This is a genomic window from Streptomyces sp. NPDC050549 (assembly GCF_040655035.1).
Lineage (GTDB): Bacteria > Actinomycetota > Actinomycetes > Streptomycetales > Streptomycetaceae > Streptomyces.
On sequence record NZ_JBFAJD010000022.1, the window covers coordinates 126,674 to 147,917 of the forward strand.

Consider the following 21,244-nt stretch of genomic DNA (forward strand, 5'->3'; position numbering starts at 1 on the left):
GGTCACAGTGCTTGATCCGCAGGGTTTGTACGCATGGGAGCCGAAGGGCCTGGCCGTCGTCGACATGGCGCTCGCACAGGAGTCGGCCGGTCTTGTCATGCTCTACCACTTCGACGGATACATCGACGCAGGCGAAACGGGCGACCAGATCGTCGAACGACTGCTCGACACGCTGCCCCACCAGGTCGTGGCCAGGTTCGACCACGACCGGCTCGTGGACTACCGCGCCCGTCGTCCGCTGCTCACGTTCAAGCGTGACCGGTGGACCGACTACGAGGAGCCCACCCTCGACGTACGGCTGGTCCAGGACGCCACCGGAGCGCCCTTCCTGCTGCTGTCGGGCCCCGAGCCGGACGTGGAGTGGGAGCGCTTCGCCCTGGCCGTCCAGCAGATCGTGGAGCGCCTCGGCGTCCGCCTGTCCGTGAACTTCCACGGCATCCCCATGGGAGTCCCGCACACCCGCCCGGTGGGCCTGACGCCGCACGGCAACCGCACCGACCTCGTCCCGGGCCACCGCAGCCCCTTCGACGAGGCGCAGGTCCCCGGAAGCGCAGAGGCGCTGGTCGAGTACCGCCTCATGGAGGCCGGCCACGACGTCCTGGGCGTCGCCGCGCATGTCCCGCACTACATCGCCCGCTCCCCGTACCCGGACGCGGCCCTGACCGTCCTGGAGGGCATCACGGCGGGCACCGGACTGGTCCTCCCGGGCATCGCGCACTCCCTGCGCACCGAGGCCCACCGCACCCAGACCGAGATCGACCGCCAGATCCAGGAGGGCGACGAGGAGCTCGTGGCGCTCGTCCAGGGCCTTGAGCACCAGTACGACGCCGCCGCGGGCGCCGAGAGCCGCGGCAACATGCTCGCCGAACCCGTCGAGATCCCGTCGGCGGACGAGATCGGGCAGGAGTTCGAGCGCTTCCTGGCGGAGCGCGAGGGCGACAGCTAGTCGGCGGTCGTCGGTCACCGGGTGGCCTGTCAGTGACAGGCCGTAGGCTTCTGTCCATGCTGAAGGTCGGCCTCACCGGGGGCATCGGTGCCGGTAAGAGTGAAGTGTCGCGGCTGCTGGTCGGTTACGGCGCCGTGCTGATCGACGCCGACCGCATCGCGCGCGAGGTCGTCGCGTCCGGAACTCCCGGGCTCGCGGCGGTCGTCGAGGCCTTCGGCGAGGACGTGCTCGGTGCGGACGGCGGCCTGGACCGGCCGAAGCTGGGCTCCATCGTCTTCGCCGACCCCGAGAAGCTGGCCGTCCTCAACTCGATCGTCCACCCCCTGGTCGGCAGACGCTCCCGAGAGCTCGAAACCGCCGCGGCCGACGACGCCGTGGTGATCCACGACGTTCCCCTGCTCGCCGAGAACGCCCTGGCCGCGCTGTACGACCTCGTGATCGTCGTCGACGCGAGCCCCGAGACACAGCTCGACCGGCTGGTGCGGCTGCGCGGCATGACCGAGGAGGACGCACGCGCGCGTATGGCCGCCCAGGCGACGCGCGAGAAGCGGCTCGCCATCGCGGACGTCGTCATCGACAACGACGTACCCCTGGAGACGCTGGAGCGCCGCGTACAGGACGTATGGGCCGAACTCGTGCGCAGGGCGCACGCGCCCCAGCAGCCACCCCAGGAATAGCGGGCCTTTCGTCGGGCGTTGAAACGTGCGAGCGAGGGAAGGAATTCGCCGTGCCCGAGAACAGCGGAACGACCGGACGTACTCCGGAGACGCATGTCATCGACTTCCGTGCCGCCGAGCAGCTGCTCGCCGCGCGGGACCCGCGGGGCGCGGTGAAGCTGCTCGACAACGTCATCGACGCGCACCCCGAGAACACCGCCGCCCGCCTGCTGCGTGCGCGTGCCTTCTTCGCCGCCGCACAACTGCGCCCCGCCGAGCTGGAGTTCACCATCGTCCTGGAGCGTGAGCCGGACAACGCGTTCGCGCACTTCGCGCTCGCCCGCACCTACGAGCGGCAGGGACGCACCGACCAGGCCAAACGCCACTTCCGGCTGGCCGCCGCGCTCGATCCCCAGCCGCAGTACCTGAAGGCGGCCCGCTTCGACGGGTAGGCGCACCCCGCGCGGGGCAGGCGGGCACTCCCCGCCGGGTCGGTCAGGGGTGGCGGTTTTCCGGCGGCCGGTACGGCGGGATGTCGGGGCCCGGCTGGTAGTGCGGGCCCTGGCGCATGTGTCTGAGGATCATGGCCATGTCGATCGTGACGACCAGCCACAGCACCCCGCAGGCCGCCGCCCACCCGGGGCGCCCGGCGAGCGCGAACGCCGCCGTGCCGAAGATCGTCCAGACCAACCCCCACACGCTCAGCCAGAACCGCGCCCGCAGCGGACTGCGCGCGGTCGTCGGCTCACTGCCCGTACGCATCGGGATCACTACTCCTCCTTGAAACGTACTCTTCGGGTCGGACGTTCTCCACAGGTAGGAGAGTCCACAGGGAGGGGAAACGCACAGTGCTGCCGGACGCCGAGGAACTGCCCGAGATCCTGCTCGACCTCGCCGTACCCCACGAGGACATCAACGAACTGGTCCGACTGCGCCAGGTGCTGGCGCGGGACACCGACGCGATGCGGCTCCTGGAGGAGTGCGTCGAGGCGCTGGTGAAGGAGATCGGGGAGCACGGCCACTGGCCCCGGCTCACCGAGCTGCTCCTCGCCCGGCTGCCCGAGGTGCCGCCGGAGATCGGCTCCTACTTCTCCGTGTACGTGTTCGTCGCCGCGCTGCCCGCCACGCGCGCGTACCACCGCGGACGCGGCATCCCCGCCGACATCTCCCGGCACACCCTCGCCGACCTGGGACGCAACATCGCGGTCAACCACAAACGGTACGGCGGGGGAGGCGTACCGATCCCGCAGTGGCTCGTCCCGCACTTCCGCGGCGAGCTGTACCAACTGGGGCGGCTGCAGTACGAACGGGCGCGGCTCGGGGAGCGCACCGCGCGGGGGCTCGTCGCGGCCGGACTGGACGTCGAGCCGGGGACACCCTGCCTGAGCCTGCACATCCCCGACTTCCAGGGGCCGCTCTCGCCGGCCGCCTGCGACCGCTCGCTGGAGCTGGCCCGCCCGTTCTTCGCCCGGCACTTCCCCGAGGAACGCCATGCGGTCGCGGTCTGCCACTCCTGGCTGCTGGACCGGCAGTTGAAGCAACACCTTCCGGCCGACTCGAACATTGTCCACTTCCAGGAACGGTTCCGGGTGGCCTACGACGACACGGAGCCGGCCGACGGCGATCCGGTCCAGTTCGTGTTCGGCAACTCCGATCTGCCGGTGGCGACCCTGCCGCGGCGTACGTCCGTGGAGCGGGTCGTCGGGGATCATCTGCGGGCGGGCGGACACTGGTATCTCGGGCACGGATGGTTCCCGCTCTGAGCCAGGACCCGCCATCCGATGCCGACAGGTCGCGCTCCGATGCCGCCCAAACGGTTGCCTGACCAGCCCCAACGGTTGCCTGTCCCAAGGGAATTGACTCGTACGGGTGAACCAGTGCGAGTCAGGAACGGGCGTGCGACACGGGCCGTTGGACGGGCATGCGACTCGAAATGCGTGAGGGGTACGGGGGGACAGGACCCGGGGCGATCACCCCGGACGGCTGCGCGGTGGAGCTGTACTCACGGCTGCCCGTGGGAGCGGAGCCGGACATCATCGCGGCGGCCGTGCCGGCGGGCGCGCGCATCCTGGAGCTGGGCAGCGGGGTGGGACGGGTGACCCATCCCCTCCTGGAGCGCGGATTCAAGGTCACGGCGGTCGACGAGTCCGCCGAGATGCTGGCGCGGGTCCGGGACGCACGCACGATATGCAGCCCGATCGAGAACCTCGACCTGGGCGAGACCTTCGACGTCGTGATGCTGGCGTCGTTCCTGGTGCACGCCGGAGACGCCGAGGTGCGGCGCGGGCTGCTGCGGACCTGCGTACGGCATGTCGCGGCGGGCGGCTGTGTGCTGATCCAGCGGGAGGGCGAGGACTACCACTCGGACCTGCCGCGCGAGCGAGTCGACCCCAGCGGCTTCACCCTGCGGTTGGTGTCGGCGGAGCCGGTCGGGGACGGGGTCAACTCGGTGCGCGCGGAGTATGTGTTCCCGGACGCGGTCTGGACCCAGACGTTCCTGTCCCGGCCCCTGACGAAGGACCAGTTCGAGGAGGCGCTCGCGGAGGCGGGACTGAAGGTGGACAGCTATCTGACACCGGACCGGGTGTGGGTGCGGGCGGTGCCGATGGACTGACGGCCGACAGCCGCGCCGGGTGTCACCGTTGCGTGCCCCGGCGGGTGTTGTGGCGGGCGGTGCCGTGTGCTCCGCGGTGCGGGTCGGGCGTTTCGCCGGGGGAGCCGGAGGCGGGCAGATCGCGCAGCCGTTCCAGCTCACGGCGGTCGCGCTTGGTGGGGCGGCCGGTGCCGCGGTCGCGGATACCGGCCGGGGCCACGGCCTCGCGAGGCGGGGGCGGCGGGGAGTTGTCCACATAGCACTCGGCGGCGACGGGAGCGCCGACCCGCTTGCGGATGACGCGCTTCACGACGACGATCCGCTCCCGGCCCTCGTGTCGCAGGCGAACCTCGTCGCCGACGCGGACGGAGTGCGCGGGCTTCACCCGCTCGCCGTTTACGCGGACGTGGCCGCCCTTGCAGGCGGCGGCGCCCATGGAGCGGGTCTTGACCAGACGGACGGACCAGATCCAGCTGTCGACGCGGACGTTCTCGCCGTTCGAGGGACCGGCGGCCGCGGCGGCGGCCGCGGCATCGCCCTGCGGTTCGGGCGCGGGGCGATGATCGTCGGTCTCGTCGCTCACGTCGCTCTCGTGCACGCCCTCGGAAGCCATGCCCCGATTTTAGTCCCCGGATGACAGCGGGCACGGCCGATGCCGAGGTGCTCGGCCCGGTCCTCACCGGAGCCCGTACGGTGAGGGGATGAACCTGTCCGACCTCGATCGCGGGATCACCGGCTGCCGGGCCTGCCCCCGGCTGGTCGCCTGGCGCGAGGAGGTGGCCCGCACCAAACGCGCGGCCTTCGCGGACTGGACGTACTGGGGCCGCCCGGTACCCGGCTTCGGCCCCGCCGACGCGCCCCTGCTGATCATCGGCCTCGCCCCGGCCGCGCACGGTGCGAACCGAACCGGCCGCATGTTCACGGGCGATCGCTCCGGGGACGTACTGTACGAGGCCCTGTACGACGTGGGCCTCGCCTCACAGCCGACCGCCGTGAGCGCCGACGACGGCCTGGAGCTGTACGGCGTGCGCATCACCTCGCCGGTGCGCTGCGCACCGCCCGCCAACAAGCCCACCCCCGAGGAGCGCGACACCTGCCGCTCCTGGCTCGTCGACGAACTGACGCTGCTGCGGCCGACGTTGAAGGCCGCCATCGTGCTCGGCGGCTTCGGCTGGCAGGCCGCGCTGCCCGCGTTCGCGGCGGCGGGGTGGGCCGTGCCGAGGCCGCGACCGGTGTTCGGGCACGGGGTGCGGGTGCCGCTCGACGGCCTCGACCTCTTCGGCTGCTTCCACGTCAGCCAGCGCAACACCTTCACCGGGAAGCTCACCCCCGCGATGCTGCGGGACGTGCTGCGCACGGCGGCCGGGGCGGCGGGCCTGCCGGCCGCCCGATAACCATTGGCAGGTGGGTCGTGGCAGGCTTTAGGTTCGCCGGATGGGCCTGTATCCGGAGATCGAACCGTACGACCACGGCATGCTCGACGTCGGGGACGGCAACCTCGTCTACTGGGAGACCTGCGGAAACCCGCGCGGCAAGCCGGCGGTCGTGCTGCACGGCGGCCCGGGATCGGGCTGTTCGCCTTATTCCCGGCGCTTCTTCGACCCCGGCGCCTACCGGATCGTGCTGCTGGACCAGCGCGGGTGCGGACGTTCCACTCCGCACGCGAGCGCCTACGACACCGACATGAGCGTGAACACGACGGCTCACCTGATCGCCGATCTGGAGCTGCTGCGACGGCACCTGGGGATCGAACGGTGGCTGGTGCGGGGGGCGTCCTGGGGGTCGGTGCTCGGACTGCGGTACGCGCAGACGCATCCCGAAGCGGTGTCGGAGCTGGTGCTGACCTGTGTCGCCACCGGATCCAACGCCGAAGTGGCCTTGCTGACCAGGGGACTTGGGAAACTCTTCCCGAAGGCGTTCGAGCGGTTCGTCGGTGAACTGCCCGTGGGGGAACGCGACGGGAACCTCGCCGCTGCCTACAACCGGCTCATCGAGTCCCCCGACCGGGCGGTGCGGGAGCGGGCGGCACGTGCGTGGACCGACTGGGAGACGGCGATCATCCCGGCGCCGCCGCGCTCCGAAAAGCGGTACGAGGGCCCGGAGTTCCGGATGTGCTTCGCCCGCACCGTCACGCACTACTTCGGCAACGACCACTTTCTCGGCGAGGGCAACGACGAGGGCGTCGTGCTCCGCGACGCGCACCTGCTCAAGGGCATCCCCGGCACCCTGGTCCAGGGCAGCCTCGACCTCGGCAACCTTCTCGGCATCGTCTGGCGGCTTCAACATGCCTGGCCCGGGAGTGAGTTGGTGATCGTGGACGAGGCCGGTCACGACCTGAGCGCGCCGGGTGTCGTGGAGGCGCTGGTGGCGGCGACGGACAAGTACGCCCGCCGTTGACCGAGTTGGTCAGTCAGCCCAGTTCGTCACCGAAGAGGTGGCGCACCGTGGAGCGGTAGTTCGCCTGGACGTGGCTGAGGGCGTGGGCGCGGGCGCGGTCCGGGTCGCCCGAGGCGATCGCCTCGTACAACTCCTCGTGTTCGGTGAGGAGTTGGGGCCACTCCTCGTTCTGCCGGGTGAGCCAGCGCAGTCGGCCGTCGACCGGTTCCATGACCGAGATCAGCAGGCTGTTGCCGGCCAGGGCCAGGATGCGGTCGTGGAAGCGGGTGTTGACGTCGGTGATCGCCTCGGCGTCGTCGGACCTGGTGGCTTCCGCCGCGCTGTCCAGCAACTCCCGTAGTTCGGCGAGTGCTTGAGGGGTGGCGCGGGACGCGGCGAGCCCGGCCGCGTACACCTCCAGCGCCTCGCGCAGCTCGAACAGTTCCTTGACGTCGGTCGGGGTCAGCCGTCGTACGACCGTGCGGCGCGCCGACTCGAACAGGACGAAGCCCTCCGCGACCAGGGCCCGGATCGCCTCCCGGACCGGTACCCGCGAGACCCCGAAGCGCTCGGCCAGCTCGCGTTCCACCAGCCGGTCTCCGGGACGGAGGCGACCGGCGATGATGTCCTGCCGCAGGGTCGCCAGGACGCGTTCGCGCACCGCCCCGAGGGGTTCGATCTTCGCTGTCATGGAGCTCATGGGGCCATCTTCGCCGACTCCGGGGGTCTTTTACGGAGCGTTAACAGTGGGGACATCGGCCGGAACGGTTGACGGGAGGACTATGACGGCAGTTTGGTATACCAAACGACATCGACGGCCGTCCTGCTCTCTTCATCCACCCCCACCCCTCCTCACACCTCCGTCCCCTTGCCCTGGAGGCCCCGTGTCCCTCGCCGACCGTGCCGAAGCCACCGGCACACCAGCGTTCGTCCCCGACCCCCGGCTCACCAACGAAGACCTCGCCCCCGCCGGCAAGCGCAACTGGAAGGTCTTCGACCTCTTCGCCATGTGGATGTCCGACGTCCACAACCTCGGCAACTACACCTTCGCCGCGGGCCTGCTGGTCCTCGGCATGAACGTCTGGCAGGTCTTCACCTCCCTCCTCGTCGGCTTCGTGCTCATCTACGTCGGCATGAACTGGATGGGGCGGATCGGACAGGCCCACGGCGTCCCGTTCCCGGTCGTGAGCCGCATCAGCTTCGGCGTCTGGGGCGCCAACATCCCGGCCCTCATCCGGGCCGTGATCGCCATCATGTGGTACGGCATCCAGACCTACCTGGCGTCGGTCGCCGTCAACGTGATGCTGCTGGCCGCCTGGCCGGGCCTGGAATCCTGGACTCACCACTCCTTCCTGGGACTTGACGCCCTCGGCTGGGTCTCCTTCGTGTCCCTGTGGCTGATCCAGGCGGTGATCATCAGTCAGGGCATGGAGTCGGTGCGGAAGTTCCAGGACTTCTGCGGCCCCGCGATCTGGCTCGTGATGATCGCCCTGGCCATCTGGGTGCTGGCGAAGGCCGGTTGGTCGATCTCGCTGACCTCCACACCGCACCCGGTCTCGTTCGGCGAGCAGTGGCGCCAGTGGTTCGGAGCGATCGGCCTGATCCTCGCCACCTACGGCACGCTGATGCTCAACTTCTGCGACTTCTCCCGCTTCGCGCCCGACTACAAGACCGTCCGCCGCGGCAACTTCTGGGGCCTGCCCATCAACTCCACGGCCTTCGTGGTCGTTTCGGTGATCGTCACGGCCGGCTCGCTGGAGGTCTGGGGCCAAGCCATCACGGATCCGGCCGAGTTGGTCGCCAAGGTCGGCAACACCTGGGTGATGGTGCTGGGCGCGTTCACGTTCGCCGTCGCCACCATGGGCGTCAACATCGTCGCCAACTTCGTCTCACCGGCGTACGACCTGGCCAACGTCTGGCCGCAGAAGATCACCTTCAGGATCGGCGGCATGATCAGCACGGTCGCCGCACTGGTCGTCACTCCGTGGAACCTCTTCTCGAACCCCACGGTCGTCAACTACTTCCTCGGCGGCCTCGGCGCCTTCCTGGGCCCGCTGTTCGGCGTGATCATGGTCGACTACTACTGGGTGAAGCGTGGCCGTATCGACGTCGACGAACTCTTCGACGCGACCCCCGGCTCCCGCTACTACTACCGCAAGGGCGTCAACCCCAAGGCCCTGTGGGCGTTCCTGCCCTCGGCGGCCGTCGCGGCCGTCCTCGCACTGGTGAAGACGTTCAGCGATGTCGCCCCGTACTCCTGGTTCATCGGTACGGCGCTCGGCGCCGGCCTCTATCTGCTGATCTGCCGCTCCGAGCGAGCCGCCGCCGAACCCGCCCCCAAGCCGGTGGAGGTCTGAGCGGAGTGCGCATCGTCGTCACCAACTGCAACACCACGCAGGAGATGACCGAGGAGATCGTACGAGGTGCCCGGGCCGCCGCAGGCCCGGGCACCACCGTGACCGGACTGACCCCCGCGTGGGGACCGGAGTCGGCGGAGGGCTGGCTCGACAGCTACCTCTCGGCGGCGGCCGTCATGGACCTGCTGCGGACATACGACGGCCCGTCCTACGACGCGGTCGTCATGGCCGGCTTCGGGGAGCACGGACGGGAGGGCGTCCGGGAGTTGGTGGACGTACCGGTCGTCGACATCACCGAGGCGGCGGCCCATCTGGCCTGCCTGCTGGGCCGCCGGTACGGCGTCGTCACCACGCTGGAACGGTCCTGCGGCCAGATCGAGGACAGCCTGGAGTTGGCCGGGGTGGGCCGCAACTGCGCGGCGGTGGTGGGGACGGGGCTCGGTGTCCTGGACCTGGGCGGTGACGAGGCCCGCACGGAGGCGGCGTTCCTCACGGCGGCGGAACGGGCGCGGGCGGCCGGCGCCGAGGTGCTGGTGCTGGGCTGCGCCGGGATGACGGGACTGCAGCGGGCGGTGGGGGAGAAGCTGGGGCTGCCGGTGGTGGACGGGGTGGGGGCGGCGGTGAAGCTGGCGGAGTCGCTGGTCGGGCTGGGGCTGAGGACGAGCAGGGCGGGGAGCTACGCGCGGCCGATGCCCAAGAAACGAGCCTGGGGTGGTGGCCTTTAGCGGCGCGGGGAACTGCGCGACAAGCCACGATGGTGCCGCACCCGCCATACGACAGATCCCGGCACCCCCGTTCGCGGCGTATCCCCCGTCGGGGTGATCCTGCCGAGATCCACCAGGTCACCCGTCAAGGCCGGCGCGAACGCCCCGCACACTCCGGAAAGGACAAGTCCCCACCGGCAGGAACGGAGCCTCCCTTGCCCATGCCGGTACAGCGAGCCCTCCTCGCCACGCTCCTCGCAGGACTCTGCTGCGCGGGGGCAACCCGCGACGTACCGGAACCCTTCTGGACCGCTCCCGACTCCCGAGCCGCGCGACAGGCGGCCACCTGGCGCGAGGACGGCCGAACGGTCGACGCCACGCTGATGGACCGCATCGCCGCCAGACCCGAGGCCGAGTGGCTCAACGGCCCCGACCCCGGCCCGGTCGTCCGCGCCCGCACCACCGCCGCGGCCCGTGCCGGCCGGGTCGCCGTACTCGTGGCGTACTACATCCCGAACCGCGACTGCGGTCAGTACTCACTCGGCGGTGCCCCCACCGCGGCCGCCTACCGCACCTGGATCGACGAGTTCGCGACCGCGCTCGGCGACCGGGGCGCCTACGTCATCGTCGAACCGGACGCCGTCGCCCAGGTGGTCGCCGGCTGCACCAGGGTCGTGGCCGCCGACCGCTACGCCCTGCTCGCGCTCGCCGTCGACCGCCTCAAACGCCAACCGCACACCCACGTCTACCTCGACGCCGGCAACTCCGGCTGGATCCCCGAGGCCTGGCGGCTGGTCGACGCGCTGAAGGCGTCCGGCGTCGCCGGTGCCGACGGGGTCGCCCTGAACGTCTCCAACTTCCAGACGAACAAGTCGAGTTCGGCGTACGGCGACCAGCTCTCCAAGGACCTCGCCGGCAAGCACTACGTCATCGACACCAGCCGCAACGGCAACGGCCCCTACTCCGGCCCCGACGCGTGGTGCAATCCGCCGGGCCGCGCGCTGGGCACCCCGCCGACGACCCGCACGGACAACCCCCTTCTCGACGCCTACCTGTGGATCAAACGCCCCGGCGAGTCCGACGGCACCTGCCGGGGCGGCCCGGCAGCGGGCCGGTGGTGGCCGTCGTACGCCCTGGAACTGGCCCGCAACGCAGAGCCCTGACCTAGGACTTGGGCTCCCACACATACCGCACGTCCGGCTCGCCCTCCTCGTTGCTGCTGCCGTCCGTGAACTCGACGGCGACGAAGCCGTGCCGCTCGTAGAACCGGTGGGCAGGCTTGTTCACCTGGAAGGTCCACAGCTGCAGGCCCCCCGGACTCCGCTCCTTGGCCAACCCCACGAACCGGTCCCCGAGACCGCGCCCGCGCCAGTCCGGGTCGAGGTAGAGCTGCGACAGCAGACCGCCGTTGAGCACCATCAGCCCCACGACTCCGCCACCGTCCGCCGCGTCAGCCACCCACACCTCGCGCAGCGGCACGACGACATCCCGGAAGTACTCACGCACGTCGTCGGCGGACCGGGGGCTGACAACGGTCGGCAGTGCGGCGGCGAAGGACCGCAACCACACGTCGGCGGCGGGACGCGCGTCGGGGGCGGTCGCCCGGCGGAGCGTGACGACGGTCTCGGGGTCGGGATTCACGGCCGCGCCACCTCTTGCGGTACGGACGACGCGAACGGTACGGCTGGTACGACGGCTGTCGCCGTGACCTCCACGAGCTGCCCGGTGTATCCGAGACAGGCCACGCCGACGAGCGTCGACGAGTGCGGCCCCGCGCTGAGCCCGGACGCCTCGACCACCTCCCACACGGCGGACAGCACCGAGGGCTCACTACTCACGACGTATACGTCCGTCGCCACGACATGCCCCAAGTCGCTGCCGACCGCCCGCAGTTGCTCACCCAGATTCACCAGCACCTGCTCGGCCTGCCGCACTGCGTCCCCCTCACCGACCACCTTGCCGTCGGCGTCGAGCGGCACGGCCCCGGCGAGGAAGGCGAGCTTCGTACCGGCTTCGACGACGGTGGCGTGGGAGTACGTGGGCGGTGGGAAGAGGGCGGGGGCGGTGACGCGTTCGAGCACAGGGGCTCCCAGGGGTCGGTCGAACGACAATCGGCGGTCGGTACGGCGCGGAGGGCAGCCGATCACAGGGAGGACGCTGATCGCACCCCAATTTTCAGCCCGTCGCCGTCTCCGGCCAGGAGGAGTGGGACGGCTCTTCCGCGGCTTTCGGGAACACAGCCCCGGCATGTCATTCCGGAGGTGGACCGCCCTCCCCTTCGGACAGCCGGCGTTCGCACTCCTGCGCAAGGAGCGGATACGCCTCGGTGATGGCCGCGTAGAGCCGTCGCCGGAGCAACTTCTCGGCCGCGGCCCGCCCGGCACTTCCGAGCCCGTGCAGAAGGTCGTCGTAGCGAAGCAACCGATGACACAGATAGTCGACCTTCCACCGGTCGAGCGCGGCGGGATCGATGCTCTCGACCGCGGTGGGATCCGCCGACGAGCCCCCTCGCTCGTGTCCCCCGGACTCCCGTCCCCGCTCCTCACCCCGCCGATCGCGGTGCTCGACCGCCAGTGCCGCCAGCTCGTGGGGAGCCAGGCGCGGTACGTCGATCGGCTCGGCCGCGATCCGCGCCAGCACTTCCCGCCGCCTGCGCCGAGCAGCGGCCCGCGCCGCCACGGACCGCCGCGCGGCAGCCGCCGACACGGCCCGGAACTCCTCGCTCCGCTCGGCGGCCTCGACCCGCTCCACGCGGTACAGGCGGGTCCACGCGGCCGCCCGGAACGGCGGATTCACCCGGAACTGATCGGGTCCACCGAGCAGTTGACGCACCATCCCGGCCGTCCATCCCCGAGCGCGCAACCCGGCCAATGAGAGATGCGTACGAGCGGCCCGTGCGTCGTCACCGCCCTCCGGCCCCTGCTCCCGCCCGCTCTCATTCGCTTCGTTCGGTGCCATCGGCCGCTCCCCCGTGGTGACTCTCAGTGACCATTCAAGTGAACCGTGTGCCACTGACAATCGGCCCGACGGGCCTCACGCGACGCCGGGCCGAGGGTATGTCGGGTCTCGGGGGGACTTCGTGAAGCGAAAGAGAGCGCGTCCACCGCGCCCTGCGAACTCATCCGCGTTCCTGGCCATGGCGGCTGGTACAGGGAATCGGACATTCCGGGATCAGGAATTCGTCACATGGGAACGTCGCGTTCGAATGGGATCTCTTGGCTGCGGGCTGACCCCGACCAGTCAGCTCATGAAGGAGCGCACTGTGGAACGTCGACGTCTCTTGGCCGTGCCGGCCGTGCCGGCCGTGCCGGCCGTCGCCACCGGCTGCTCGGCCCAAGCCGGCAAGGCCGAACCGTCCCACTCGGCATCCTCCGAATCGCCCGACGGGGTACACCACGCCGTCGAGGCCTACGTGGACGCCCTCAACTCCCGCAGCGCCGCCGGTCTGATCAAGGTCGGCGGAGTCAAGGACGAGGGTTGGTCCCGGCAGGAGGCCGCGCAGATCCTCGCGGACCGGGGCGGGCAGGAGTGGAAGATCAAGGATGTCCAGATCGACCACGACATGGGTCCTGGCACCGGGTCGGCTTGCCTTCTGGCCGACGGAAAGGCGGGCAAGTCTCTGCGCGACACCTTCACCGTGACACGGGAGAAGGGGGTGTGGCACCTGGCCGTCTTCACCCAACGGCCGAACGGGAAGGACAAGGAGTCCTCCTCGGCCGACAAGCCCGCTTCCTGACACCACGGAAGCGGCCTCCCCGCGCCGCGTTCCGGAAGTCGGGGTCGGGGTCGGACTACCGTGGAGTCTTGAACTGCGCGGAAAGGGGCTGGACTTGGTGGATGCGAAGCTGTCCGCACCCGCGTCGGAGGGTGGCACCGCGTTGGTGACGCGCATGGCGAGCTGCGGCCGGGGGCAGCCGGTTCCCGAGCTGGACGCGCAGGCCATGGGGTCCGTCCAGTGACGGTCGACGACGAGACGTTCCTCGGCGGAGTCGCGGACCTTCTCGCGGAATTGCCGGCCGTGCGAGCGGTCGCTCTGGGCGGCTCCCGCGCCCGGGGCACCCACCGCCCCGACAGCGACTGGGACCTGGCGGTCTACTACCGCGGCCCCTTCGACCCCGCCGCACTCCGCGCCCTCGGCTGGGAGGGGGAGGTCTCGGAGGTCGGCGGCTGGGGCGGGGGAGTCTTCAACGGAGGCGCCTGGCTGACCGTCGACGGACGGCGGGTCGACGTGCACTACCGCGATCTGGACGTGGTGGAGCGGGAGTTGGCGGAGGCGGAGGAAGGGCGTTTCCGGGTGGAGCCGCTGCTGTTTCACCTCGCCGGGATTCCCAGCTATCTGGTGGTCGCCGAGCTGGCGATCAACCGCGTCCTGCGGGGTGAACTGCCCCGCCCCGACGGCTATCCCGCGAAGCTACGGCTCTCCGCCGCCGACCGCTGGCACGGCACCGCCCGCGCCACCCTCGCGTACGCACGCGCCAACCACGCACCGAAAGGCCGCCTCACGGAGGTCGCCGGTGCGCTCGCCGTGGCCGCCGTACAGGCCGGGCACGGGGTGCTGGCGGGGCGGGGGGAGTGGGTGACGAACGAGAAGCGGCTGCTGGACCGGGCCGGGCTGCGGCAGGTCGACGACATCGTGGCGGGGCTGCGCGCGGAAGCGGATGCGCTCACGCGCGCGGTCTCCGACGCGGAAGCCGTCCTCGGGGCGTCGCGCGCATGACGAAGCGGAAACCGTCCTCCAGACGCTGCGCGCACAAGGACGCGGAAGCTGTGTTCCGGGCGTTGTGTTCATAAAGAAAGCCCCCCGACGGCCAACCTTCACACCCCCGAAATACCACCGGCCCGTTCCCCGCGGGTCCCCGAACTACCGTGGACACACAGCCTCAGTCTCCGCCCCGGCCACCGTCGCCCGAAGGCACACCCCGCCCTCGTCAAGACAGGAGCCCCGTGTCCCGCCGAGTCGCCGCACTCTCCCTCCCGCCCTGGCTCGCCCACACGCTCCGCGCCCAGCGCGGGCCGGTCCCCTGGAGCGCGGTCACGCGAGGGGCGCTGTCCGCCGGGCCGCTTCTTCTCGTCGCCGTGCTCGTCGGGCGTACGTCCCTCGGTGTACTGGCCGCGCTCGGTGCGATGCTCGCCGGGATCAACGACCGGCCCGGCAGCCGGCGGGCCTCGGTCAAGCGGCTCGGTGGGCCCGCTCTCGCGGGTGCCTCGGGGCTGCTCGTCGGGACCTATGCCGGTGAGCACGTCGGAGCTGTCGTGCTGACGCTTCTCCTCACCGGGATCGGGCTGGTCGCCGGCGGATTCAGCGCCATCGGGCCGGTCGCGTCCGGCGCCGGTACGCAGCTGCTCGTCGCCTCCGCCATCGGCGCCGGGATGCCCCTGCCCGAACCGGGCTGGCAGCGGGCCCTCGCGTTTCTCGCCGGGGCCGCCTGGCTGGTCGGGCTGCGGCTGGCACTGCCCACGCCCGGGGCCATCGCCGGCGACTACCGCTTCGACGGCGAGCGGGACGCCGTAGCCGCCGTCTACGACGCGATCGCCGCGCTGCTCGACGCCACCGGCGGTCCGGAGGCGACGGCCCGGCGCGCCGCGCTCACCGCCGCTCTCGATCACGCGCAGGACGCCCTCGCCGGGCCCCGGCTGCGGCGGTACGCCAGTTCCGCGGCCGAGCGGCGGCTGCACGGGCAGTACGCCGCCGCGCTGCCGCTGGCCGAGGCCGCGACCGCGCTCGCGTGGGGTGGGGAGGCGGTGTCGGCCCGGGTGGGTGAAGGGCCACGTCGACTTGCCGCCGCCGTGCGCGACAACGCGCACACCGGGCCGCTGCCCGCGCCCAATCGGTCCGCGCCCGCGCTGCGCGCCCTCGACGATGCCCTGCTGCACGCCGCCGACGCCTTCGACCAGGCGGAGGGGAGCGATCTGCACACCCGGAGGCGGACAGCAACTGATCTGCTGCGTACGGCATTCGGGGCCGGAGGGCGTGAGTACGGGCTGCGGGTCGCCCTCTGCTTCGGGGCCAGTGTGGCTGTCGCGCAGGCCCTGCACCAGGCCCGCTGGTACGGGCTGCACGAGCACTGGTACTGGCTGCCCGCCACCGCAGTCTTCCTCGTCAAGCCCGACCTCGGACCGCTCGCCTCCCGGGTGCTGTGCCGGGCGGCGGGGACCGTGCTGGGGGCGCTGCTCTTCGCCGGGTTCGCGGCCGTGCTGCCCCGGCCGGAAGGGCTCGTCGCACTCGTGGCGCTCAGCGGGGCGCTCATCCCGGTCGCCACTCGGCACTTCGCCGCCCAGACCGCCGTCGTCACCGTCCTCGTGCTCTCCCTCGTGATGGTCGGCGGCGAACCGCAGGCCTCCGCCGGCCGGATCGCGGAGACGCTGATGGCCTGCGCGATCGTGCTGATCGTCGGGCATCTGCCGATGCCGGGGAAGCGCGGCGGGGGAGTGCGTGCCCGGCTCGCGGCGGCGGGCGACGCCGCGCACGCCTACCTCGTGCACGTTCTGAGCGAGTCCGGCGACCGCGCCGAGCGCTGGACCCTGCGCCGCGAGGCCTACCGCACGCTCGCCGAGGCCCGTGGCGCCATCGCCGTCTCGGCCGCCGAGCTCCCCGCCCTCGCCCGGCACACGGAGGGCACCGACGAGGTCGCCGCTGTACTCGAACGGCTCGTCGACACCACCACCGCCTGCGCCGTCCACCTCGACGACACGGGACGGCTCACCCGCCGGCACATCGAGCAACTCACCGAGCTGCTGGAGGAGTTCGAGCGGGGGAGGGGGCGCGTGGGGCTGCGCGCCATCGAACTCCCGGTCGCCGTATAGCCGACGGCTACTCCACCCGTACCCACACCGGTGCGTGGTCCGACCCCGGTGCTTCGCGCCGTGCCGCCGGATCCGGTCCCACGGACGGCAGTTGGGGTGTTTCCGCTCCGGGCAGTCCCGTCCCCGCCGCCGTCACCCGGTGCACCAGGTGACGGCTGGCCAGAATGTGGTCGATCAGTTCGCGGCGCCCGGAGTTGATGCGGGAGTAGCGCTGGTCGGCCGGGATGAGCGGGGCCACGTCCCACAGCCGGACCGCGTCGCCCTGGTCCGGCCGGTCGTAGCCGGGCGTGCCGATCTCCGAGCCGGGCGGGCCGAGCAGGATCTGTGTGGTGGCTGCCTGGACCTCGTCGTTCATGTCGCCGAGCACGGCCACGTCCCGGGTACGGCCGTCACCGGCCAGCAGTTCGTCGGCCAGCGCCCGCAGCGTCGCCGCCTCGGCGGCCCGCCGGTAGAGGGCGTAGGCGCCGTACCGGGCCCGTTCGCCCTCGTCGTGGGGGAAGAAACGGTTCCCCGGGTACGTCAGCAGCTTCGACTTCAGATGGGCGACCGCCACCGTCAGCGGCCCGGTCGCCGTCGTGACCTCCACCGCCAGCAGGCCGCGGCCCGTGGCCGGTTCCTCGGCGCCCGAGTCGTCGGACTGCACAGGGCGCAGTTGAGCGGGGAACGCGTTCGTGTCGGCGACGATCCGGGGTTCCGTACGGCTGAGGAAGCCGACCCGGATGCCCCGGACGTCCGGGTGCGCGGACAGGGCGAGGTGCCACTCGCCGGCGAGCATCCCGGCCAGATCCTGCAGTGCCTCGGGTTCCCCCACCTCCTGCACGCCCAGCAGGGTCGGGTCCAGTTCCGTGATCACGGCGGCCAGGGAGGCGAGCTTCGCCTCGTAGGCGGCCTTGTCCTTGGGGCCGAACGGGCCGCCGGGGCGGTACAGGTTCTCCAGATTCCAGGTGCCGAGGAGCATGCCGGGCTCCTTCCAGAAGCCTTGGTCCAGAAGCCTTATGAGGCAAGCGTGCTGGTCCGGGGCGGCTCGCGACAGCGCCACGCCGGGATGCGCGGTTCGGCTCACACGGGGCGAGGACGGCGTCGTACGTTGGGAGAGTGAGTGACTCTCCCGCAGATCTGCTGATCACCGGCTGCGCCGTCCTCGTGCACGACGGCGAGGAGCGCGTCGGCTTCGAGCAGGATGCCGCGATCGTCGTACGGGACGGGCTCGTCGCGTCGGTGACGAGCGCGGCGGACGTGGCCGGCCTGGCCGCCGTCGAACGTCTCGACGCGCGAGGGCAGGCCGCCCTGCCGGGGTTGATCAACTGCCACACCCACGCGCCGATGGTCGCGCTGCGCGGGCTCGCCGAGGACCTGCCCACCGAGGAGTGGTTCAACGACGTCGTCTGGCCCGTCGAGTCCAACCTCACCGAAAAAGACGTGGAGTTGGGGGCGCGGCTCGCCTGCGCCGAGATGATCCGCGCCGGGGTCACCTGCTTCGCCGACCACTACTTCTCGATGGACACGGTCGCCGCCGTGGTCGCCGAGTGCGGGATCCGAGCCCACCTCGGCGAGGCCTACTTCTCCTCCCAGGGACCTCAAGGCCGGGAGAAGTCGGTGGAGTTCGCGCTACGGCACCGGGGCGCGGCCGACGGCCGCATCACCACCGCCCTCGCCCCGCACGCCCCCTACACGGTGACCGACGCCGACCTCGCCGCCACCGCCGAACTCGCCCTGGAACACGGCCTCCCCGTCCACCTCCACGCCGCCGAGAACCGCGACCAGACCGACACCAGCCTCTCCCGCCATGGCCTCACACCGGTCGAAGTCCTCGACCGCGCGGGCCTGTTGGGCGCCGACCTGCTCATCGCCCACGGCACCGGCATCACCGAACGCGACCTGCCCGTCCTGGAGCGCGCGAGCGGCCGTGTCGCGGTCGCCACCGCACCCCGGGGATACCTCAAGTTCGGCTGGCCCAGCACCACTCCGATCCGCGCCCTGCGCGCCATCGGCATCGCGGTCGGACTCGCCACGGACGGCGCCGCCTCCAACAACTCCCTCGACGTGTGGGAATCGATGGCCCTCACGTCCCTCGTCCAGAAGTCGACCGAGGGCGACCCGCGCTGGCTGACGTCCCGTCAGGCGCTGCACCACGCCACCCTCCAGAGTGCCCGGGCAGTCGGACTGGGTGACTCGATCGGCTCCATCGCACCGGGGCGGCGGGCGGACCTGATCCTCGTCGATCTCACCGGCCCGCACACCCGGCCCGTCCACGACCTCGCCGCCACCCTCGTGCACAGCGCCCGCTCCGCCGACGTCCGCACCACGATCGTCGACGGCCGCGTACTGATGCGCGACCGCGAGCTGCTGACCCTCGATGTACCCGCCGTCGTAAGGGAGTTGGAGGAACGGCTGCCCGCCCTCGTCGACCGGAGCCACGGCCGGCGCATTCAGGAATACGACACCTGAGCCGCGCCCCGGTCGCCTCTAGGCTGTCCCCCATGGATCTCGCGGACGGCCTTCTCGACCACCCGTACGACGTGTACCGGCGCCTGCGCGACAGCGCCCCCGTGTACCGCATCGCCGGCCCCGACGGCACCCCCGCCTGGCTCGTCACCCGGTACGAGGACGTCCGGGCGGCGCTGGCCGACCCGCGGCTCTCGCTCGACAAGAGGCATGCCACGGCCGGGACCTACAAGGGGTTCGCGCTGCCGCCCGCGCTCGACGCGAACCTCCTCAACATGGACCCGCCGGACCACACCCGGGTCCGCCGCCTGGTCGGCCGCGCCTTCACCCCGCGCCGAACCGAGCAGCTCCGTACGCCCGTTCGGCGCACCGCCGACCAACTCCTCGACGCACTCGGCACGGAGGGCGACACCGACCTCATCGCCTCCTACGCCGCGCCCCTCCCCATCACCGTCATCTGCGACCTGCTCGGCGTGCCCGACCGGCACCGCCGGGACTTCAGAGTGTGGACCGACACCCTCGTCGCGCCCGCCCCGGGGACACCGCCCGAGGCCGGCAAGCAGGCGATCGTCGCGATGCTCGGCTTCTTCACCCAACTCCTCGCCGACAAACGGGAGGAGCCCGGCGACGACCTGCTCTCCGACCTGATCGCCGTACGCGACGAGGGCGACCGGCTCAGCGAGGACGAGCTGATGTCGCTCGCCTTCCTCATCCTCTTCGCCGGGTACGAGAACACCGTCCAGCTCATCGGCAATGCCGTGCTCGCCCTGCTGCAACACCCGGAGCAGATGGCCGCGTTGCGCAAGGACCCCAGCCAACTTCCAGCCGCCGTCGAGGAGTTCCTGCGCTACGAAGGCCCCGCGCTGCTCGCCATCCGGCGCTTCCCCGTCGAGGACATCACCATCGGCGGGGTCACCATCCCCGCCGGCGAGACGGTCTGGGTGTCCGCGTCCGCCGCGAACCGCGACCCCGACCGCTTCCCCGACCCGGACCGGCTCGACCTCGGCCGCGACACCACCGGACATCTCGCGCTGGGCCACGGCATCCACTACTGCCTGGGCGCGCCGCTGGCTCGCGCCGAGACCGAGATCGCGCTCGCCGCGCTGCTGGAGCGCTTTCCCCGGCTGGAGCTGGGGGAGAGCGAGGTGCGGTGGCGGCCCTCGCTGCGCGCGCGGGGGCTGCTCACGCTCCCGGTGTCGTACGCGACGAGTCTCTAGAAGTCTCCGACAGAAGTCTCCGACAGAAGTCTCCGACGAATCTCCGGAAGTTTCCCGCGGCAGCGATGAGTTCCGGTCCGTGCTCCGGTCCACCCCTCAACGGACCGTTGTCACAGGAGGGCCCATGTCGCTTCCGGAGATCGTCTCGCGTGAGCAGTGGCGCGCGGCACGCGAGGAACTGCTCGGCAAGGAGAAGGCGGCCACGCGCGCGCGGGACGCACTCAACGCCGAGCGGCGCGGGCTGCCCATGGTGGAGATCGAGAAGGAGTACCTCTTCGAGGGCGGCGACGGGAAGGCCACCCTGCTCGACCTCTTCGAGGGGCGCGGCCAACTCGTCGTCTACCACTTCATGTTCGCGCCCGAGTGGGAGGCGGGCTGCCGCAGCTGCTCGGCGTTCCTCGACCAGGTCGGACATCTCGCCCATCTGAAGGCGCGCGGCACCACGTTCGCCGCCGTGTCGAGGGCGCCGTACACGAAGATCCTGCCGTTCAAGGCGCGGATGGGGTGGACGGTGCCCTGGTACTCGTCCTTCGGTACGGACTTCAACTGGGACTTCGACGTGACACTCGTCGGGGACGGGGAGCCCGTCGAGCGGCCCGGGGTCAGCTGCTTCCTGCGGGACCGAGACCGGGTTTTCCACACTTACTCGACCTACGAGCGCGGGCTCGACGGGCTCGGCTCGACCACCTCCTTCCTGGACCTGACCGCGCTGGGGCGGCAGGAGGAGTGGGAGGAGCCCAGGGGGCGTGCGTCGGTGCTGGGGGCGCCCGCCGGCAGCGCACGTGTTCTGTACCACGACGAGTACGAGGACTGATACGGAAACCTGTGTTCAAGATGTGTGGCCAGGTGTCGACTATGTCTCAGTACCGTCACTTCGCGAGTCGTTCACCGTACTGTCGGCGTTTAACTCTACGAGGCTTCACGAAGCTCTCCGAGTTCAGCACGACAGGGAGGTACAGGGTGAACGGGCGAACAGTGCTTCAGCGTTTTCCCGCCGGCGGGCCGCGTGGCTCGTGGCCGGCGGAGGAGTTCGCGCAGGCACGCCGTCTCGAAGGGATGCCCGCCGAGGTCGTCATGGACATCGCGACCGACATGTTCCTGGTGATCGTGCGCAGCGCCGACACCGTGGACGTGGCCGCCTGACCC

At 71.1% G+C, this 21,244-nt stretch carries 25 protein-coding genes; 18 read left to right on the forward strand and 7 right to left on the reverse strand.

Annotated elements, in window-relative coordinates; genetic code table 11:
* The first annotated feature begins 7 nt into the window (after window positions 1–7).
* From AB0I51_RS29045 to AB0I51_RS29055, 3 genes are read left to right on the forward strand one after another with little or no spacing between them, the layout of a single operon-like run.
* Window positions 8–946 carry a PAC2 family protein gene (locus tag AB0I51_RS29045; RefSeq protein WP_362980063.1) on the forward strand — a complete coding sequence of 313 codons (939 nt, stop codon included), beginning with the start codon at window positions 8–10 and terminating at the stop codon, window positions 944–946.
* A 56-nt stretch (window positions 947–1,002) separates the two neighbouring features.
* The gene (gene coaE, locus AB0I51_RS29050) at window positions 1,003–1,623 is read left to right on the forward strand and encodes a dephospho-CoA kinase (protein ID WP_362980065.1); all 621 of its coding nucleotides are present in this window, start codon (window positions 1,003–1,005) and stop codon (window positions 1,621–1,623) included.
* Between the two features lie 50 nt (window positions 1,624–1,673).
* A complete protein-coding gene (locus AB0I51_RS29055; protein ID WP_362980067.1) occupies window positions 1,674–2,054 on the forward strand; it encodes a tetratricopeptide repeat protein in 381 nt (126 codons plus the stop codon).
* 43 nt (window positions 2,055–2,097) lie between these two features.
* Here AB0I51_RS29055 and AB0I51_RS29060 read toward each other — a convergent pair whose 3' ends face one another.
* Window positions 2,098–2,364, reverse strand: coding sequence for a DUF6343 family protein (locus tag AB0I51_RS29060; RefSeq protein ID WP_362980069.1), 267 nt, complete (start codon window positions 2,362–2,364; stop codon window positions 2,098–2,100).
* 86 nt (window positions 2,365–2,450) lie between these two features.
* Between AB0I51_RS29060 and AB0I51_RS29065 the strand changes: the two genes are divergently transcribed.
* Window positions 2,451–3,365 carry an acyltransferase domain-containing protein gene (locus AB0I51_RS29065; RefSeq protein WP_362980071.1) on the forward strand — a complete coding sequence of 305 codons (915 nt, stop codon included), beginning with the start codon at window positions 2,451–2,453 and terminating at the stop codon, window positions 3,363–3,365.
* 158 nt (window positions 3,366–3,523) lie between these two features.
* Entirely contained in the window at window positions 3,524–4,216 is a 693-nt protein-coding gene (locus AB0I51_RS29070) for a class I SAM-dependent methyltransferase (RefSeq protein ID WP_362980073.1), read from the forward strand.
* Window positions 4,217–4,238: 22 nt separating this feature from the next.
* Here AB0I51_RS29070 and AB0I51_RS29075 read toward each other — a convergent pair whose 3' ends face one another.
* Window positions 4,239–4,808 carry an RNA-binding S4 domain-containing protein gene (locus tag AB0I51_RS29075; protein ID WP_362980075.1) on the reverse strand — a complete coding sequence of 190 codons (570 nt, stop codon included), beginning with the start codon at window positions 4,806–4,808 and terminating at the stop codon, window positions 4,239–4,241.
* An 88-nt stretch (window positions 4,809–4,896) separates the two neighbouring features.
* Here AB0I51_RS29075 and AB0I51_RS29080 point away from each other — a divergent pair, with 88 nt between their 5' ends.
* Window positions 4,897–5,589, forward strand: coding sequence for a uracil-DNA glycosylase (locus AB0I51_RS29080; RefSeq protein ID WP_362980077.1), 693 nt, complete (start codon window positions 4,897–4,899; stop codon window positions 5,587–5,589).
* 40 nt (window positions 5,590–5,629) lie between these two features.
* Complete coding sequence (gene pip, locus AB0I51_RS29085) at window positions 5,630–6,592, forward strand: prolyl aminopeptidase (RefSeq protein ID WP_362980079.1); 963 nt, start codon at window positions 5,630–5,632, stop codon at window positions 6,590–6,592.
* Between the two features lie 13 nt (window positions 6,593–6,605).
* Here pip and AB0I51_RS29090 read toward each other — a convergent pair whose 3' ends face one another.
* A complete protein-coding gene (locus AB0I51_RS29090) occupies window positions 6,606–7,271 on the reverse strand; it encodes a GntR family transcriptional regulator (protein WP_362980081.1) in 666 nt (221 codons plus the stop codon).
* A gap of 184 nt (window positions 7,272–7,455) precedes the next feature.
* Here AB0I51_RS29090 and AB0I51_RS29095 point away from each other — a divergent pair, with 184 nt between their 5' ends.
* The 3 genes from AB0I51_RS29095 (at window position 7,456) to AB0I51_RS29105 (ending at window position 10,795) form a co-directional block, all read left to right on the forward strand.
* Complete coding sequence (locus tag AB0I51_RS29095) at window positions 7,456–8,928, forward strand: NCS1 family nucleobase:cation symporter-1 (protein ID WP_362980083.1); 1,473 nt, start codon at window positions 7,456–7,458, stop codon at window positions 8,926–8,928.
* A 5-nt stretch (window positions 8,929–8,933) separates the two neighbouring features.
* Window positions 8,934–9,653 carry an aspartate/glutamate racemase family protein gene (locus AB0I51_RS29100; protein ID WP_362980084.1) on the forward strand — a complete coding sequence of 240 codons (720 nt, stop codon included), beginning with the start codon at window positions 8,934–8,936 and terminating at the stop codon, window positions 9,651–9,653.
* Window positions 9,654–9,847: 194 nt separating this feature from the next.
* Complete coding sequence (locus AB0I51_RS29105; protein ID WP_362980086.1) at window positions 9,848–10,795, forward strand: glycoside hydrolase family 6 protein; 948 nt, start codon at window positions 9,848–9,850, stop codon at window positions 10,793–10,795.
* A 1-nt stretch (window position 10,796) separates the two neighbouring features.
* Here the strand turns inward: AB0I51_RS29105 and AB0I51_RS29110 are convergent, their stop codons facing one another.
* The 3 genes from AB0I51_RS29110 to AB0I51_RS29120 form a co-directional block, all read right to left on the reverse strand.
* A complete protein-coding gene (locus AB0I51_RS29110; protein WP_362980088.1) occupies window positions 10,797–11,273 on the reverse strand; it encodes a GNAT family N-acetyltransferase in 477 nt (158 codons plus the stop codon).
* Window positions 11,270–11,713, reverse strand: coding sequence for a RidA family protein (locus AB0I51_RS29115; RefSeq protein WP_362980090.1), 444 nt, complete (start codon window positions 11,711–11,713; stop codon window positions 11,270–11,272). Before AB0I51_RS29115 ends, AB0I51_RS29110 begins: the two co-directional genes overlap by 4 nt.
* 169 nt (window positions 11,714–11,882) lie before the next feature.
* Complete coding sequence (locus tag AB0I51_RS29120; protein ID WP_362980092.1) at window positions 11,883–12,590, reverse strand: hypothetical protein; 708 nt, start codon at window positions 12,588–12,590, stop codon at window positions 11,883–11,885.
* A gap of 304 nt (window positions 12,591–12,894) precedes the next feature.
* Between AB0I51_RS29120 and AB0I51_RS29125 the strand changes: the two genes are divergently transcribed.
* The 4 genes from AB0I51_RS29125 to AB0I51_RS29140 all read left to right on the forward strand — a co-directional run bounded on the left by AB0I51_RS29125 (window position 12,895) and on the right by AB0I51_RS29140 (window position 16,436).
* Entirely contained in the window at window positions 12,895–13,368 is a 474-nt protein-coding gene (locus AB0I51_RS29125; RefSeq protein WP_362980094.1) for a hypothetical protein, read from the forward strand.
* Window positions 13,369–13,462: 94 nt separating this feature from the next.
* Window positions 13,463–13,591, forward strand: coding sequence for a hypothetical protein (locus AB0I51_RS29130; protein WP_362980096.1), 129 nt, complete (start codon window positions 13,463–13,465; stop codon window positions 13,589–13,591).
* Entirely contained in the window at window positions 13,588–14,349 is a 762-nt protein-coding gene (locus tag AB0I51_RS29135) for a nucleotidyltransferase domain-containing protein (RefSeq protein WP_362980098.1), read from the forward strand. Before AB0I51_RS29130 ends, AB0I51_RS29135 begins: the two co-directional genes overlap by 4 nt.
* 227 nt (window positions 14,350–14,576) lie before the next feature.
* Window positions 14,577–16,436, forward strand: a complete 1,860-nt coding sequence (locus tag AB0I51_RS29140; protein ID WP_362980100.1) for an FUSC family protein — start codon at window positions 14,577–14,579, stop codon at window positions 16,434–16,436.
* Between the two features lie 7 nt (window positions 16,437–16,443).
* Here AB0I51_RS29140 and AB0I51_RS29145 read toward each other — a convergent pair whose 3' ends face one another.
* Complete coding sequence (locus AB0I51_RS29145) at window positions 16,444–17,394, reverse strand: endonuclease/exonuclease/phosphatase family protein (RefSeq protein WP_362980102.1); 951 nt, start codon at window positions 17,392–17,394, stop codon at window positions 16,444–16,446.
* A gap of 137 nt (window positions 17,395–17,531) precedes the next feature.
* On the opposite strand from AB0I51_RS29145, the gene AB0I51_RS29150 reads away from it, so the two are divergent.
* The 4 genes from AB0I51_RS29150 (at window position 17,532) to AB0I51_RS29165 (ending at window position 21,241) form a co-directional block, all read left to right on the forward strand.
* Complete coding sequence (locus AB0I51_RS29150; protein ID WP_362980104.1) at window positions 17,532–18,884, forward strand: amidohydrolase; 1,353 nt, start codon at window positions 17,532–17,534, stop codon at window positions 18,882–18,884.
* 32 nt (window positions 18,885–18,916) lie between these two features.
* Window positions 18,917–20,098: a cytochrome P450 gene (locus tag AB0I51_RS29155; protein WP_362980106.1), complete on the forward strand. Its 1,182-nt coding sequence runs from the start codon at window positions 18,917–18,919 to the stop codon at window positions 20,096–20,098.
* 124 nt (window positions 20,099–20,222) lie between these two features.
* Window positions 20,223–20,912 carry a DUF899 domain-containing protein gene (locus AB0I51_RS29160; RefSeq protein ID WP_362980108.1) on the forward strand — a complete coding sequence of 230 codons (690 nt, stop codon included), beginning with the start codon at window positions 20,223–20,225 and terminating at the stop codon, window positions 20,910–20,912.
* Window positions 20,913–21,058: 146 nt separating this feature from the next.
* Complete coding sequence (locus AB0I51_RS29165) at window positions 21,059–21,241, forward strand: hypothetical protein (protein ID WP_362980110.1); 183 nt, start codon at window positions 21,059–21,061, stop codon at window positions 21,239–21,241.
* The last annotated feature ends 3 nt before the right edge of the window (window positions 21,242–21,244 follow it).